Here is a 16,730-nt window from a genome sequence, read left to right as displayed (position 1 = left end):
CAGGGGAGGAGGCGGGAGTGTTTTCTTTGCCTACGCCTCCTAAGCGTCCATCTTCTCTACTTTTGCGGCAGGGAGTTTTACTGTTTTATATTGGGCTGTGTTATTGCCGTTTAGCAGAGCAAAATCAAACAGAAAACCGCCGCCATTGGTATACTGCTAAATCTTATTTTCAGCAATGCTTGAATGTTTTGCAAGTGGCTGGGCGTCCAGATATAGTTGCTAGATTTATTGGTCAACTTGCTGAGGTTTTGCAATATCTGCAAGAGTGGGAAGAGTTGCAGATTGTTGCTCAAAAGTCTCTGGAGTTACATCAAACTTATGGTAATCAAATCCAATTAGCTTGTGACTATGGTTTTCTGGCACAAGTGGCTGTGCAGCAGTCACGGTGGTTACAGGCGACTACATTAGCACACATATCACTGCTGAAATTAGGTGAAGCGCAAAAGCACAACGATTCTTATGACTGCTTGTTTCCGTTGCTGTTAGGACAAATTTACTATTTGGTTTTAGCAAAAGCGCAGCGAAATTTAGGTGAGCTAGAAGTAGCTCGTGAATACCTGGACAAAGCAACAAAAGACCTGCCAGCGGCCTTGGAAAGCAGTGCCCATCAATACAATGCCCGTAGTTATATTCGCTTATTGCGGACACTGCGATCGCTGTACTTTGAAGAAGGACGCTATCTGGAAGCTTATTACATTCGACAGAAACGGCGTTCTGTTGAGCAGCAGTACGGTTTTCGGGCTTTTATCGGGGCAGGGCGCTTGCAACCGCAAAGACAAGCGACAAACCCAGCCTTGATGTCACCTTCTGGCAGTAGCACCGTTGCTTTAGAAATTATCGCTTCTGGCCGGGAGCGTGATATTAATAACTTAATTGGCAGAATTAGCCGCGCCGATCAAAAGTTGACAGTGATTCACGGTCAATCAGGAGTTGGTAAGAGTTCTATTGTAACGGCGGGTTTAGTTCCGGCACTGCAAAATCAAGCCATTGGCGATCAAATAGCTGTGCCTGTAGTGCTGCAAGTTTATACCGATTGGGCGCGGGAATTAAAGAAATGTTTAAGTGAGGCGATGTCTAGTGACGCATCCCTTGCAATCTACGCTGATATGAAGCCAGAAGTAGTGATTGAACAGTCAGCTTTGCCCAACTCTGCTACATCAATTACCATCTTCAGAATTTTACAACAACTAAAAGAAAATGGTGATCACCATTTGATCACAGTTTTAATTTTTGACCAGTTTGAAGAATTTTTCTTTGGTTATAGCGATCGCAATCAAAAGCAAGAATTCGATAAATTTATTAGCGACTGCCTGAATATACCCTTTGTAAAAGTTATCCTTTCATTGCGAGAAGATTATTTACATCGGTTATTAGACTTTAAACATCTTTCGGCACTGGAAGCGATTAATAACAATATTCTCGACAAGCATATTCGTTATCAGCTAAATAACTTTTCACCAGAATATGCTAAAGCAATTATCCAAAAATTAACAGAGCGATCGCAGTTTAATTTAGAACCTGCTTTAATTGATGCCTTAATCGAAGATTTATCAACAGAATTTGGAGAAGTCCGCCCCATTGAATTGCAAGTTGTCGGAGCGCAAATTCAAGATGAGCGGATTACTACATTAGAAGAATATCAGCCATATAGACCCAACAAACTTATTGAGCGATATCTTAAGGAACTAATCAAAGACTGCGGCCCAGAAAATGAACGAGCCGCTTTAATCGTCTTATACTTATTAACAGATGAAAGTAACAACCGACCTTTTAAAACTCGTGCTGAATTAGCGGCGCAGCTGGCAGAGTTAGAAGATGCTGGCAAATTAGAGTTAGTATTAGATATTTTAGTGCGTTCCGGTTTAGTGGTTCTTTTCCCTGATGTTCCAGAACGCTATCAACTAATTCACGATTATTTAGTAGACTTGATTCGCTACCTGCAACAACAAGAATCAAGTTTACAAGTACAACTTAATCAACTGCGTTACAAGGTGGAACAGAGTCAATCTGAGATTGAACGACTTAAAAGCGAACTTAGCCAAAATAAGCAGCGTTCCAAACTGATAGATCATCATCCCCAACCGGGTTTAGACTTATTAACAGAACTGCGGGAGTTACGCAAGCGCGAAGAATTTAGTCAATTAGAAATTGAGCAATTGCGAGGTGAACTTAAAGAAAAAGAGTTAACAGCCCAACTTGCAGAAAGTCAAGAAAAACAAAGGCTCAGTGAAGCTAAATTAAATCGTTCGTTGAAAATTGCCCTTACTGCTTCCGTTCTCGCCATATTGGGATTAAGTGTTTCCATTGTGACAGCAGTAGATAGTGAAATAAAAACTCTCAGTGCATCTAGTGAAGCCCTCTTTGCCTCGCAAAAAGGTATTGATGCTTTAAAAGAAAGTTTAAAGGCGGGAAGAAAATTACAACAAACAATTTGGGTAGATTCCTATACAAGAGAGCAAGTACAAACGGCGCTTTATCAAGCAGTTTCTGGGGTTAGAGAGTATAACCGTTTAGAAGGACATACATCTGGGGTAAATAGTGCTACATTTAGCAGCGATCGCTCTTTAATTGCCTCAGCCAGTGCAGACACTACAATCAAACTCTGGCTTCCTGATGGTAGCTTGGTCACAACCTTGTCGGGGCATAAAGATATAGTTAATAGTGTCAGCTTCAGCCCAGATAATCAAATCGTTGCTTCTGCCAGTCAAGATAAGACGGTGAAACTGTGGAGTCGAGAGGGTCAACTACTTGTAACCCTATTAGGACATCAGGGTGTAGTGAATAGTGTTAGTTTTAGCCCAGATGGTCAAATCGTTGCTTCGGCGAGTAGCGACAAGACAGTGAAGTTGTGGAGTCGGGATAACAAGCTGCTCAAAACCTTGCAGGGACATAATAGTGCAGTCTTAAGTGTCGCTTGGTCAACCGATGATCAAACTATTGCTTCCGGGAGTGCTGACAAGACGGTGAAATTGTGGAGTCGGGATGGCAAGCTGCTCAAAACCTTGCAGGGGCATGATGATGCAGTCTTGAGTGTCACTTGGTCGCCCGATGGTAAAATTATTGCTTCTGCTAGTTTAGACCAGACTATTAAACTGTGGAGTTTGGAAGGTAAGCTACTAAGAACCTTATCGGGGCATAGTGCTGGAGTTACCAGCGTCAGCTTCAGCCGTGATGGTAAGACGATCGCTTCAGCAAGTACCGACGAGACGCTGAAACTTTGGAGTTTTGCAGGTGTGCTACTCGACACCTTGAGGGGACATAATAATTGGGTAAATAGTGTTAGTTTCAGCCCAGACGGTCGCACCCTTGCTTCTGCCAGTCGAGACAAAACTATTAAATTCTGGCGTTGGGACGATGTGTTATTGCGAAAACCCAAAGCTAATAACGATGATTGGGTGACTAGCATCAGTTTTAGTCCAGACGGTGGCACCTTGGCAGCAGCAAGCCGTGACAAAACTGTAAAACTTTTGAGTCGAGACGGTAAACTACTCCGCACCTTCCAGGGGCATCAAGGTGAAGTTTGGGGCGTTAGTTTCAGCCCCGAAGGAGGGGCGATCGCATCGGCTAGTAAAGATAAAATGGTGAAGCTTTGGAGTCTGGACGGTAAACTGCTTAACACCTTACAGAGTCATAATGATGCCGTCTTGGGTGTAGCTTGGTCGCCCGATGGTCAAGCGATCGCCTCGGCTAGTAAAGATAAAACTGTGAAGCTTTGGAACCGCGATGGTAAACTACTCAAAACCTTGCAGGGACATGAAGATGCAGTGAACTGGGTAAGCTTTAGCCAAGATGGCAAGTTGCTAGCCTCAGCCAGTGATGACCAAACAGTGAAAATCTGGAGTATTGAGGGTAAACTTCTACACACCTTAACTGGTCATAGCCGCCGGGTGAATGGAGTTGCTTGGTCGCCAGATGGTCAGGCGATCGCCTCAGCAAGTATTGATAGTACAGTCAAACTCTGGAGCCGAAACGGTGATTTACTAAATGATCTTGCTGGGGATGGCGATAATTTCATCAGCGTCAACTTTAGCCCCGATGGCAAGACTCTAGTAGCTAGCAGTGATGACAAGGTGAAACTTTGGAGCCGGGAAGGAACATTGCTGATTGCTTTAAAAGGTTATAAGGATGAGTTAACCAGCGTCAGTTTCAGCCCTGACGGCAAGACTCTAGCTGCGGGTAGTGCTAACGGCACAGTAATTTTCCAGAATTTGGCAGATATCAAACTGGAAAAATTACTGGCACGGGGTTGCAATTTACTACAGAATTATTTACAGACTAACCAGAAAGTAATGAAGAACGATCAATCCTTATGTTCTGGTAGGTGATAGGTATTTGATTATCGGGCGTTGCTGATTGATGGGATGAATTTTGTTTCGCGCAAAGGCGCGAAGAATCAATCTTTAGCATTGGTAAAAAATCTCAATTCATCCCGCATTTATGCAACGCCGATTATCGAATTTACTTTTTATTTATACCTTGTTCTACTAATGTTTTTGCTCGTTCAATTTAATGGCTATTCAGGTGAAACGAGCCTAACGTTGGGAAAATAGGTGCGATAGCGATTGACATCACGGGTAATGAGAGGCAAATTAGCAGTGCTAGCATGGGCACCAATGTAGAAATCAGGCAATGGGGAGGTTCTTGCGCCACCACGACGACGGTAGTTAAGAAAACTTTGACCTGCCAGGAATGCCGCATCCCAAGGTAAAGAGAGACGTTGAAATATATCTTCTGGCAATGCAGTGATGAGTTCCTGTTCTCTGGGAAAGCCGATAGCAATCTCAGCGTAGATGATGGGATTGATGGCAAGTTGGTCTTGACGGGCATAGGTTGTCAATTGAAGGGCTGACCAATCAAACCAGTTGGGATCGTTGGTAAGAATGTCGAGGATAACATTGCTGTCTACCAAAACGGTCATGGATTGTCGTCGCTACGGGTGAGAACTATGATTTGGTCAGTGGTGAGGTTTCCAGCAGCGCAACCCCGCATCGTGTCAATCCAGGTTGAGATTTTATCGGTAGGTTGTATTTTCTTGAGATAGAGGCGATCGCCTTCGATTTCAAACCCTAATTCTACGTCAGGAGAAATGTTTAGCACCTTTCGGATTTCAGGAGGGATGGTAATCTGACCGTCAGGTGTAATCCGCATAGTGTGTTTGTTGTTCAAGCGTTCTTATGTCCTCATATTAATGTTGAAGTCTTTGGCTAATAGCTTCTCTGCATTTCTATTTTCCATATATCCCACTATTTTAATTATCTTGTGAGACGATTAAAACGCGATGTCTACGATGGTCACTGAGCTTGCCGTTGGCGCAGCCTCTCGTAGAGAAGTGCGGGCGTAGCTGCGGCGCCTTGTGTTCTGGTAGATAATGCAGAAGAATAATGAAAGGCGATATATATTGAAGAAGAATACATTCGTCAGAATTCAGGAGCGGAGCCGGAGACGCTCCGCCGAGGCATCAGAATCAATGAGTGGGGGACTTAAACCCGTTTATTTATCCACCAGGATTACAGAATTAAATTCTGAATTCTGTTTTTTAATTATCTATTGAAATAATCCTAATTTATGCAAAAAATCGTATCCGATCCAAAAATAATGATGGGCAAACCTGTCATTTCAGGAACTCGTATTACAGTTGAATTAATTCTCGAAAAGCTTGCTGCGGGTGAAACACCTCAGCAAATACTCGAAGCGCATCCGCGACTTAGCGATGAAGGAATTAAAGCAGCTTTGGCATTTGCGGCTCAAGCTTTGCGGTATGATGTGGTTTATCCAACGATTGAGAAAGCTTCTTGAAGTTTTTAGGGGACGAAAATTTAGATTGGCAAATCGTTGAACGTCTACGGATTGATGGTCACGAAGTTTTGTATGTTGTGGAAATGGAACCAGGAATTCCTGATGATGAAGTTTTGAACTTAGCTAATAATGAAGATGCAATTTTATTGACATCAGATAAAGATTTTGGTGAGTTAGTTTTCCGTTTGCGTCGAATTGCAGCAGGTGTGGTGTTAATTCGGTTATTCGGTTTATCTTTAAATGATAGAGCAGAAATTATTGCCAATGCCATTAATCAACACGCAGATGAATTATTAGGAGCTTTTAGTGTTATTTCATCTAAAAGTATTCGCATTCGTAAAATAACGTGAATTTTAGATGCGATCTGTCAAAGGCTTTAAGGTAAATCCCAATGGCGATCGCGCCTTGTGTTCTAGTAGGTGACGGAGATTTTATTCCCATTCAGATCGTTAATTTAAAATGAATTCAACAATAACCATATATGACTAAGGAAGCAAAAATCAGAGATTTTCTCGTAAATAATTTACATTTAATTGAAGATGGGTTAAATGCTATCGAAACAGAATTTAAATTACCAAATATTTCTGGTTCAGATGGTTCAGTTGACATCATAGCTAAAGATAAACTTGGTCTAATAGTGATCATAGAAATCAAAACAAGTAATTCTTCCGCAAAAAACGCTTCACATCAGTTATGCAAATATGTGGCATTGATAAAACAAAATTTAAAAATAGCAGATAAAGACTTGCGATGTATTCTAATTTCTACTGATTGGCATGAATTAATACTACCATTCTCTGATTTTAAACGTAATGTTAAGTATCCGGTTGATGGCTATAGTCTTTCTTTAGATCCAGAAGATGTACCTTATGAAGCTAAAAAAGTAAAGCCTATACCAGAAAGTGAAGAAAATAATATTTGTCCTAAACATTTAATATTTTCATTTGAAAGACAGAGTACAAGAGATGATGCATTGTCAAAGCTTGATGCAATAATTTTAGAACAAATAGGAATAAAAAACTATTGCATTTTGGCAATGTGTTATGAAGGTAAAAATAAAAATGTATATGATACATACCCTTTTATTCAATATCTTGTAATTGATGAGCTTAAAATACACGAAAAAGAAGCAGTTATAGAAAAAACATATTCTTTAAATAAAAAATATGAGAATTATTTTCAGGATAGTTGGATTCCCAAAAATTATTTCATCGAACAAGAGGAATGGGAATTTGAAGAATTAGTTATTTCTGAAATTTGTAGAAAATCCAGTCATTTATATGAGGAAACAAGAACAAGTAACCCAGAAGAATTTGCTAGCTTACAAAAATCATGGAAAATACAAAAGATTTGCAGACAAGGTAGGTTAGCTTCATCTGCATCTAAAACCTTAATAAATGATGAAGACTTACTAAAAAATATTATGGGTTTAAAAGGTGGGAATGCTGAAATATTTTTCTCTATAATTAACCCAAAATTTCAGCTTTATTGGGATAGTACGATTCACAAAATACACTATTGTTTATTAGGGAATGAAGTCTGGCAAGCAGGATTAAAATGGTTTTTAGATAAAATAAACAATGAAAATCAGGAAGCGAATGTTTCAGTGTTTATTTATAACCCATGCAATATACTACTTTCTTTATATAGTGTTCATTCTCAGCCTATTTTAGAGGTTGTAGTAGATGATTTACAGAATAATAAAGTTATTATCTTAACAGGGTTTATCGAATGGGATAGAAGAACTTACCCTGAAAATTTAGAAAATATTATAGAATCTGCTTCTGAAATAGCATCCTTACCCGATCCTTTATTTACTCTACAAGGTAAAAACTCAGAGTTATTTGAAATGTTAGTAATGTCTAAGCATGGACTTGATTATAGTTTAATAGAAACAACTTTACATAAGGATCAAATCCCAAATCATAAATATATATATGTAGAAGATAACGGAATAGAGACTGAGAATACTGATGGTGAAGAATTTAATACGTTAAACTATTTTATTCAAGTTAATGAAGGATATTTGCATTATCTACGTCAATATATAGGATATATTTGGAATAGCTAATTCTTAATTTTAATTTGTGGGTTTATTAGAATTCTGTGTTACCCAACCTCAAGCTATTGTTTCATAACTACGGCAGGAAAATCAGCCAGAACTCATAGACAAAGCGGTAGCATTGAGTGAAGTACCCGTCAGCAAGGGAGCGAGGGCGATGTATGCAACCGTCACACAACCACTGACTTTTGAAGAGTTTCTTGCCTGGGACGATGGTTCAGGCAGAGAGTTTGAGCTATTGGATGGGATTCCCGTGCCATTATCAGAACCAAATGCAAATCATGAGGATTTGATCGAGCGATTGTGTGCCTACTTAGAAAATCACTGCCAAGAAAATGACCTACCTTACGTGTCGCGCCAGTCCAAGCAGGTTCGGCTGAAAACAGCACCAGGAGTAAAGGAAAAAAGCCGGAAAGGAGATATTGTTATATTTGCAAGAGTTGAATGGCAGAGGATGAAAACTAGCTCTAGTTCTGCTGCTGCATATATTCCACCACCCGGAATCATTGAGGTCGTTAGCAACAACTGGAAGGACGACTATCTGACAAAACTTGCTGAGTATGAAGACTTGGGCGTTTTGGAGTATATCATTGTGGACTATGCTGCTTTTGGTGGCATTCGGTTCATTGGCTCTCCCAAGCAGCCAACCATTACAATCTACCAACTTGAAGATGGAGAGTATTTACCCCCAAAGGTGTTTCGAGGGCAGGATCTAATTGATTTTAGATTGTTTCCGAACATTCCCTTAACGGCGGAACAGATTTTTGCAATGAGTCGCTGATTAGCAACGAAGAAATTTACACAGGAGCAAGCATTTTCGCGCTACTAATTCCGCGAGGTGATGTGATGGCATCCGCAGGTTGAATTACCTCTGCCAATGCGTCTAGTTGTTCTCCAAGATAATCAGAATTTTGCAAGATTTCTGGATCGACATTCTCATGTCTGAGCAAGGCATAAACACAAATCCTTCCGTCTGGAATTTGCCGATACCGCAGAGTCGGGTTGTAGCCCATATCCTCCAGTAACTTCAGGGTTTGTACAACAGTCATATTTTCAACAGCAGTGAGTTCTACTGCTAAAAATACTTCCCCAGGTTTCGGAATAACTGGAAGCTCAAGCGTCATAAATCTCTCCCTCAAATCTGCATTCGTAGCGTTTTCCTTGACCTACTTTCTTTGGTTTACCGATTAACTTCACAACTGTTTTTCCTTCAACAGTCGCTTCTTCTGCCTTCATCTGACATTTCTGCATAGCTTGCATCTCCGTGTCAGCCCAAACATAATCAGTCCAAAGTTCCTTTGGTTTTTCTGGGTCTTCTAGCATTTTCTTAGTTTAGACCAATCTCACTCGGTTTTGGAAAGAGTGTCCCTACTTATCGCGCCTTGTGTTCTGGTAGGTAATGCAGAAGAATTATGAAAAGCGATGCTGAAGAGTTAAACCTAACCGAATATTATTTTTAATAAAAAAGTATCTGTTTATTAAGTATTAACCTCTACCTTAAGACACATTTTAAAATTACGTAAAAGCAAATATGCTGTTTATATGAAGTTAACTGCTTCAGCGAAGTCAACTAAGACTCGGCTTGATTGAAACTATTTTGAATAATCAAAATAATCTGAGATTCGTGTGTTCAGTCCAAATACTTAATGGTGATGTTCCCCAAGTTGTCTAAATAATACTGTTGCCTTTTCACATCATTCACAAAAATTAAAGGAAAAAACACATGGCTATTTTTGGTACAGATGAGAACGATCTTCTTGCGGGTACTAGTGGAAGCGATCGCATTTTTGGGCTAAATGGTGACGATAGTATTATAGCCTTAGCCGGTGACGATCAGATATTTGGTGGCAACGGGGCAGACCTCATAGTTGCTGGAGATGGAATCGACAACATTGAGGGAGGGAGCGGCAACGACCAAATCTTTGGTGATGGCGGCAATGACTTCATTGATGGCGGCGACGGTGTTGATGTCATCAATGGGGGAGATGGTAATGACCGCATCATCAGTGGCAATGGCGCAGACCGCATCTTCGGCGACGCAGGAGATGACTTTATCAATGGTAATGCTGGCAATGATAACCTCAACGGTGGGGATGGTGCAGACATAATTAGTGGTGACGCTGGAAATGATCGCGTTTTTGGTGGTTCTGGAAATGACGACGTATCTGGTGGTGTCGGTAACGACCAACTCAATGGTGATGCAGGGGATGATTTTGTCGAGGGCGGAACTGGTAATGACATAGTATTTGGTGGCACTGGTTTTGGAAATGATACCCTCACTGGTGGAGACGGTATAGACACATTGATTGGTGGGGCTGGCAACGATTCTCTATCAGGTGGTAATGGAAGCGATCGGCTGATTGGCGTTGAACCTTTTGTCCCAGGATTTGGATTCGGTGCAGGTGAACTTGATACGTTAACTGGTGGGGCAGGAAGCGATACCTTTGTACTAGGAACAAGCACTGAGGTTTTCTATGATGATTTGGGAAATAGTGACTTCGCCCTGATTACTGATTTTAATATCAACGAGGATGTGATCGAACTACGTCAAGTTCCTAAGTCGGTTACTGTGGCTGAGAGCTTTGATGCAGGACAATCTCTTTTTAACGCCCAGTTTATTCCAGGAGGCTCGGCAACGCTAGGCTCCATCACTGGAACAGTCTCTGATGGGGGCGATGTTGACCTGTTCCAAATCACTATAACTGGCGGTGGAACATTTTCTGCTACAACAGTTGGCACTGGCACTAATTTTGATACACAGTTGTTCCTGTTCGACCAAAATGGTATTGGGGTCTTTGCAAACGACCAAGCCAGCGGTACCGGCCAATCCACGCTGTTTGAGGTTACAACACTAGCGGCTGGAACCTACTTTCTAGCTATTTCTGGCTTCGATAACGATCCAGTTAGTGAAGGGGGGCTTATTTTCCCCACAGGTTTTGGCCCTGATGAAGTAGTTGTAGGGCCAACTGAGATTGGGGGTGGCTCACCACTAAGCGGTTTTACAGGAAATACGTTCTCAGGTGGAGACTACACGATCGCTCTAACTGGGGTTCAAGCTGCTCCTGCCTTGAGCTTGGGTGTCACCTCTGTTAATAATGTGGTTGGGACAGGAATATCCTCCAACGGCGACCTAATTGCAGTTGTTCAAGGAATTACGATTTCAGACTTTAGCAGTGGTTTTGTTTTCGTCTAAAATCTCAATTCAGTAATCCTCAAAACCGGGTTTTTTAAGGTTGTATTCCAGAAATATAACTCTGACAGCAGGAAAAAACCCGGTTTCTTAGCCTTTTTTAAGACTAAGTAAAAGTGGAGTGACTGAGCGAGTCTTTTTGCGTGTGAGTTGTGAATTTTGAATTAAAAAATTGCTTAAGTTCAAAACTCACAACTCTCTAAGATTAGCGCGTCGGTAGTTTTGGATGTGTAGTCGAATATTTTGCTACGATGCCAGAAATCTCAGAGTTGTAAAGCCTCAAATAATTCCAGTAATTGCCAAATACTTGCCGCACATAATTTTTGGTTTCATCAAAGGGAATTTGTTCAACAAACTCATCTGGATCTTTAGTAGTTAAAGTTTGCAGCCATTTAGAAACGTTGCCGGGGCCAGCATTGTAACTAGCGATCGCCAGCAAGGAGTTATTGTTATATTGCTCATGGGTATGATCCAAATACCATGTACCCAGCATGATGTTTTGGTTAGGATTTTCTAAATTTATTGTTTTGCTATCGAGCTTGATTTGTGGGGCGATCCATTTAGCTGTACTCGGCAACACCTGCATTAAGCCAGTAGCATCAGCGACAGATTTAATTTTTGACTCAAACCGTGACTCTTGACGGATAAGAGCAGTGACCAACAAGGGATTGAGTTGACGCTCAGTAGACCACTTTTCAATTGCTTGGAGATAGGGAAATGGATAACGGGCTTGCCAGTAGGTAATCTGTTTACTAAGAGCCTGATATTGGGCAAGTTCGGCTGGTGTTTCCCGGTCTTCCAATTTAGAAATTTTGTCAATTCCGATGAGATTTTCTCCCCTTGCCTGTCGCATCAATCCTTCAGTAAATTGCTCTGCTACCGTTGGCTGGATTTTGTTTTGAAATTCCGTTTGCCATTGCAACCAAGCATCGCGGTCTTGACCCAACAGATACAATTCTTTGAAAGTCTTAGAACCAGCAGGAGGTAGTGGACGCTGGGATGCGATTACTTCCGGGTTCATTAGGCGCACATTGTCAAAGTTGCCGACATTTAGCCCCAGCATCGTCGCCGATCGCCACGCATAGTAAGAGTAGGGAAACTGGCTAATCACATACTCATAAGCAGTTTTAGACTCTTCCTGTTTCCCTAGTGAAGCTGCCCATTTCCCTACCCAAAAGCCTGCTCTCGGAGCCAAAATACTATTGGGGTTATTGGTAACAATTGGTTCTGCCCATTGCCAAGCACCGACGTAATCTTTGGCTTTGGCTTTATCTTGGGCGATTTTCCAGCGATACTCTGCGGCTTCATCAGAATTGCCGTATTTGCCTATGAGTAATTGCCACGCCGCGCTAGCTGACTTTTGATCCTTGAGGGTTTGGAGAATTTTAGCTTTTTGTACCAGTGCAGTACCAGCTTGTTTGGGAAATTTCTTAATTACCTGCTCAAGATAAGGTAAGCCGTCTTTAGAAGTTTTGGCGCTTTCTGCTAACCGCAATAGTGCAGTCCCCGTTTCCTCAGTATTTGGAAATTGCTGCACCAATTGTTTATAGGTGGCGATCGCTTTTTCCCTGTCTTTGCCCCCTATCTGTAAGCCCCGTCCGGTACGGTAGGAATTGCGGGGTGTTTTGGGTGCTTTGGCATAAGCATTTGCAGCTTTCAGAAATTGATTATTTTCCCAATAGCTTGTCCCAATCAGCTCCCAGTCTTCAGGTTTCAGGGTAGACTGTTTTACTAACTGATCCAAAACGCCTACTATACCTGGTTGATCATAGGCATATTTAGCCAAAATCAACTGTAATTGTGGCTGATTGGGATTTTCTTGCAACCGCTTACGGATAATTTCCCAAGTTAGTGGGTTGGAAGGAAATTGAGCGATCGCCGTTTCTTGTTGCTTCGGTTGGGCAATCAGATATAGGGCTTTCACTGTGCCCGCTTCTTTGGGATACAGTCTCAGCACATTTTGCCTGAGATCCGAAGCTTTGCCATCCTCGCCCAGCAGATCCTGAGCCTGTGCCTGTCTTAGTAAAATGTAGGGTGCAAGGATGGAATAGTCTTTCTCTAGTCCTTCGAGTAGAGTCAGCGCTTTTTTCGCTTGGGTTCTTTCAATGTAATCACTCGCTAAAAGATAACGAGCGCGATTTCGGTCTGGCGAAGTTGACTGTCCTGCGATCGCTGCTAGTTTTGCCGCCCGTTCTGGCAAAGATTCTGATATCAGTGGAAAGACGGCTGATTGGGCAATGCTAGCTTCAGATGTTGACTCTGGTTGATTCTGACCCAGTTTGAGCCATTGCCCAAGGGATCTGCCAATCTGCGGTGCTGATACCATTGCCCCAGCTAAAAAGGCAAACAGTGCCGCACCAGCAATTATCGAAATTTGCTTTTTCTGTAGTTTCTTCAGCATGAATACTCGCTGAAAAGTTCTGGTGAATTTCTTGAAACTCTAACACTCCTAACCATCAGTATCACCAATTTTTAATTTTAGATTTTTAATTTTATGTAGAAAAATCTTAATTTTCAATCCCACGGTTGATAATAGTACTATTTGACACATATTACTTACACAAAAAGTCACATTCCTTTACAGGAATTACTCACTTTTTCTCACTGACAGAGCGATTGGTTTGGAAGTATCAATTGTATAATTACAAATGATTATCTGGGAGTTAATATGCACCTGAACCGTATTTTTTTAAACATCTAATCACAAAATAACAATTCTTCTTCCCCAGCTTATCTGACGTAACTGCATTTTACAAAAATGGTCAGTATCAACCACCTTTATCTTGGAAATTAACTGATTGAGAAGGAGTATAAATGGCGATTACAATCGATAAACCTGAAAAAGATGCAGAATTAGAACTAGGAAATCCAATCCTTTTTGAAGGTACTACCAGTACAAATATTGTTCAAGTAGAATTATGGGCTGATGATCGTTGGTTATTAGGTAAAACTTCAGTCAATAATGGCAAATGGTCACTTTCTTACGATTTTACCAGTGGTGGCACTCGACGGATTGTTGCCAAGGGACTTGATGCTAGTAATCAGCTAGTTGCTAGTGATGACAGTTGGTTGTTTTTAGATGCACTAACTAGAGTTAATTTAGACATTAACTTGAGTACTAATTTTAAACTTTGGGAATTTGTCATATCTCCGACAGCTGATTTACTGAGAGTTGATAATACACCAACGCCAGGGGAAATCCGAAACTTAGAGAGACTCTGCCAGCAAATCTTACAACCTGCACGGGATGCCTTGGGGCCGTTAAAAATTAATTCTGGTTTTCGTTCAGAAGAACTTAATAAAGCTGTAGGAGGTGCTAACAACAGCGCCCATCGTCAAGGCTTGGCTGCTGATGTCGTTCCACTAAATGTAGGAACAAAACAACTTGCAAAATGGGTGAATGACAATTGTGAATTCGACCAAATTATTCTAGAATTTGGCACTTTAGACAATCCGAGATGGATTCATCTTAGTGCTGAACCAAGAAATCGCAGGCAGGTTCTCAGAGCTACTTCTAGTAGTGGGAGAACTGTATATAATCCCATTGAACTTACAGCCTAAATATTTGAGTAAGTAAACTTGGGCGATCGCAATTCAAAACCATGAGAGGTGTAAGTGCGATCGCCCTTCACTGAAGCAGACAATTTATAACAGAACTAGCGCGTTGTTCTTAAATAGCAAATACTTAGGCGTGCCAGATGTAGGCATCGCTGAAGTTGAAAAGCTGTCCGCAGCTCCTTAAATGAGAGATAATATTTATATCATCAGTAATTCTCTATCATCTATGACTCAAGCCATACCCAAGCTAGTAACCTTTGAGGAATTCGTCGATTGGCTACCCGAAATTCGACGAGTACGCTACGAACTACATAAAGGAGAAATTGTTGAAATGGCGCAACCAGTAGGGGAACACGAAGAAGTTAAAGGATTTTTAGCAAGAAAAGTAACAGTTGAGTTTGACCGATTAGACCTCTCGTACTTCATGCCCAACCAAGTTATAATTAGACCTCCTGAAAAAGATTCTGGTTACTTCCCAGATGTGTTGGTGCTAAACCGTGCAAATTTGGTAAACGAAAAATTATGGAAAAAAGAATCTATCGTTAGTTTAGGTGCATCAATACCTTTGGTAATTGAGGTTGTATCAACTAACTGGCGGGACGATTACTATTTAAAATACGCTGATTATGAAGAGATGGGTATCCCCGAATACTGGATTGTCGATTATGCTGCCTTGGGTGGACGTAATTTTATTGGCAATCCCAAACAACCGACAATCTCCGTCTGTAACTTAGTTGATGGGGAATATCAAATAAGTAAGTTTCGAGATAGCGATCGCATTGTTTCCCAAACTTTTCCCGAATTGAATCTCACCCCAAACCAGATTTTTCAAGCTGGTATTGTCTAGCGTTTATTTGTTAACGTTTTGCCAATTCTGGAGTCCGCCCCTTCAAACCAATCATCAACTTCAGCATAAACACCTTTAACGCAGGTACTCGCTGCAAAAACCATAAACCCAGGCGACGAACTACCACCACAGGTAAGAAATTATTAGAAAACATCCGATCTAACAAATCGGTGAAACCTAAAATCGTCAGGTTTTCCAGCTGACGCCAGCGTTCATAACCTTTAAGAATCTGAATATCGCCAATATCTTTACCCGCTTGGTGCGCTGCTTGGATTACTTGTGCCAAAGCCGCAGCATCCCGAATACCCAAATTTAAACCTTGTCCACCGACAGGATGGCAATTGTGCGCCGCATCACCAATTAATGCCAGTCGGGGGAGAACATAGCGATCGCTTTGCATGAGTTGTACCTGAAAAACAAAGCGATCGCCTAGTAATTCCAATTTTCCCATCTGATCACCATACCGACGGGTTAGTTCTCTTAAAAATTGCTCATCATCTAAAGCACATAAAGCTTTGGCTTCTGCGTGGGGGGCTGTCCACACAATGCGGCAACGGTTCCCCGGTAAAGGTAAAATCGCAAAAGGCCCACTAGACCAAAATCTTTCGTAAGCGGTGTTGTTGTGCGGTTTTTCTGGCTTGACAAATGCAACGATGCAAGACTGCCAATATTTCCAGCCTAAAGTTTTGATTCCAGCAGCTTGACGAATCGGCGATCGCGCTCCATCTGCTGCTACAAGTAATTTGCTGCGAACTGTCTGTAGCTGCTCGGCAACTTTAATATCTATCGCTACTATGTCTTTCTGATAATGGGTATTTACCACTTCAGCCGGACATAGATAAGTTACATTTGGACAATTTTGGACAAACTCCTGCAAGGGCTGCAACAGCGCTTGGTGTTCCGCCACATAACCCAACTCTGGTGTATTTATATCATCTGTGGCAAATTCCACCACATTGGGATAATCGGCATCAGAAAGATGAACCCGGCAATATTTGGCGATTTGAGGCAACATTTTGTCCCAAACTCCAATTCCTTGATAAATTAGCGACGAAAGCAGATGAACTGCATAGGCTTGCCCCTTGGCTACAGCCACTGATGCCGCTTTCGCCTCAATCAGCAAGACACTCAAACCAGAATCTTTTAAAGCAGAGGCTAGAGTTAACCCAATAATTCCACCGCCGACAATTACCAAATCATATTCATATCCCCGTTCATCTGGCGGTGTTGGTTGAGGGGAAATTTGCTCAAGCTGCGTTAGGGGCATTGTTAAGTTA

14 protein-coding genes are annotated in these 16,730 nt (G+C 41.5%); 8 read left to right on the top strand and 6 right to left on the bottom strand.

Annotated elements, in window-relative coordinates:
* Positions 1-4,325 (top strand): nSTAND1 domain-containing NTPase (locus tag F8S12_RS04180; protein WP_196515008.1); only part of this gene is annotated, 4,325 nt, incomplete at its 5' end.
* Between the two features lie 188 nt (positions 4,326-4,513).
* Here the strand turns inward: F8S12_RS04180 and F8S12_RS04175 are convergent.
* Together F8S12_RS04175 and F8S12_RS04170 are read right to left on the bottom strand one after the other, a co-directional pair.
* The gene (locus F8S12_RS04175) at positions 4,514-4,918 is read right to left on the bottom strand and encodes a type II toxin-antitoxin system VapC family toxin (RefSeq protein WP_196515006.1); all 405 of its coding nucleotides are present in this window, start codon (positions 4,916-4,918) and stop codon (positions 4,514-4,516) included.
* On the bottom strand, positions 4,915-5,148 hold the full coding sequence (locus tag F8S12_RS04170; protein ID WP_196515004.1) for an AbrB/MazE/SpoVT family DNA-binding domain-containing protein: 234 nt from the start codon (positions 5,146-5,148) through the stop codon (positions 4,915-4,917). Before F8S12_RS04170 ends, F8S12_RS04175 begins: the two co-directional genes overlap by 4 nt.
* A gap of 417 nt (positions 5,149-5,565) precedes the next feature.
* On the opposite strand from F8S12_RS04170, the gene F8S12_RS04165 reads away from it, so the two are divergent.
* The 4 genes from F8S12_RS04165 to F8S12_RS04150 all read left to right on the top strand — a co-directional run bounded on the left by F8S12_RS04165 (position 5,566) and on the right by F8S12_RS04150 (position 8,639).
* The gene (locus tag F8S12_RS04165) at positions 5,566-5,796 is read left to right on the top strand and encodes a DUF433 domain-containing protein (protein WP_196515002.1); all 231 of its coding nucleotides are present in this window, start codon (positions 5,566-5,568) and stop codon (positions 5,794-5,796) included.
* Complete coding sequence (locus tag F8S12_RS04160; protein WP_196515001.1) at positions 5,793-6,146, top strand: DUF5615 family PIN-like protein; 354 nt, start codon at positions 5,793-5,795, stop codon at positions 6,144-6,146. Before F8S12_RS04165 ends, F8S12_RS04160 begins: the two co-directional genes overlap by 4 nt.
* A 131-nt stretch (positions 6,147-6,277) precedes the next feature.
* Entirely contained in the window at positions 6,278-7,867 is a 1,590-nt protein-coding gene (locus F8S12_RS04155) for an endonuclease NucS domain-containing protein (RefSeq protein ID WP_196514999.1), read from the top strand.
* A gap of 148 nt (positions 7,868-8,015) precedes the next feature.
* Positions 8,016-8,639 (top strand): Uma2 family endonuclease, encoded by a 624-nt coding sequence (locus F8S12_RS04150; RefSeq protein WP_196515013.1) that lies wholly within the window; start codon positions 8,016-8,018, stop codon positions 8,637-8,639.
* Positions 8,640-8,655: 16 nt separating this feature from the next.
* On the opposite strand, the gene F8S12_RS04145 is transcribed toward F8S12_RS04150, so the two are convergent.
* The gene (locus F8S12_RS04145; protein WP_196514994.1) at positions 8,656-8,982 is read right to left on the bottom strand and encodes an acyl carrier protein; all 327 of its coding nucleotides are present in this window, start codon (positions 8,980-8,982) and stop codon (positions 8,656-8,658) included.
* Positions 8,972-9,181, bottom strand: a complete 210-nt coding sequence (locus tag F8S12_RS04140; RefSeq protein WP_196514993.1) for a hypothetical protein — start codon at positions 9,179-9,181, stop codon at positions 8,972-8,974. Before F8S12_RS04140 ends, F8S12_RS04145 begins: the two co-directional genes overlap by 11 nt.
* A 400-nt stretch (positions 9,182-9,581) precedes the next feature.
* Here F8S12_RS04140 and F8S12_RS41525 point away from each other — a divergent pair, with 400 nt between their 5' ends.
* Complete coding sequence (locus F8S12_RS41525; protein WP_196514990.1) at positions 9,582-11,051, top strand: DVUA0089 family protein; 1,470 nt, start codon at positions 9,582-9,584, stop codon at positions 11,049-11,051.
* Positions 11,052-11,253: 202 nt separating this feature from the next.
* Here the strand turns inward: F8S12_RS41525 and F8S12_RS04130 are convergent, their stop codons facing one another.
* Complete coding sequence (locus tag F8S12_RS04130) at positions 11,254-13,449, bottom strand: lytic transglycosylase domain-containing protein (RefSeq protein WP_196514988.1); 2,196 nt, start codon at positions 13,447-13,449, stop codon at positions 11,254-11,256.
* Between the two features lie 413 nt (positions 13,450-13,862).
* Here F8S12_RS04130 and F8S12_RS04125 point away from each other — a divergent pair, with 413 nt between their 5' ends.
* Entirely contained in the window at positions 13,863-14,609 is a 747-nt protein-coding gene (locus F8S12_RS04125) for a D-Ala-D-Ala carboxypeptidase family metallohydrolase (protein WP_196514986.1), read from the top strand.
* A 223-nt stretch (positions 14,610-14,832) separates the two neighbouring features.
* Positions 14,833-15,453, top strand: a complete 621-nt coding sequence (locus F8S12_RS04120; protein WP_196514984.1) for a Uma2 family endonuclease — start codon at positions 14,833-14,835, stop codon at positions 15,451-15,453.
* Between the two features lie 10 nt (positions 15,454-15,463).
* Here the strand turns inward: F8S12_RS04120 and F8S12_RS04115 are convergent, their stop codons facing one another.
* Positions 15,464-16,720: an FAD-dependent hydroxylase gene (locus F8S12_RS04115; RefSeq protein ID WP_196514982.1), complete on the bottom strand. Its 1,257-nt coding sequence runs from the start codon at positions 16,718-16,720 to the stop codon at positions 15,464-15,466.
* Between the last annotated feature and the right edge of the window lie 10 nt (positions 16,721-16,730).

The sequence above is a fragment of the Nostoc sp. WHI genome (assembly GCF_015714725.1).
GTDB lineage: Bacteria > Cyanobacteriota > Cyanobacteriia > Cyanobacteriales > Nostocaceae > Nostoc.
The sequence above is the reverse complement of the archived record's forward strand: the minus strand, read 5'-3'. Positions and strand labels throughout refer to the sequence as shown.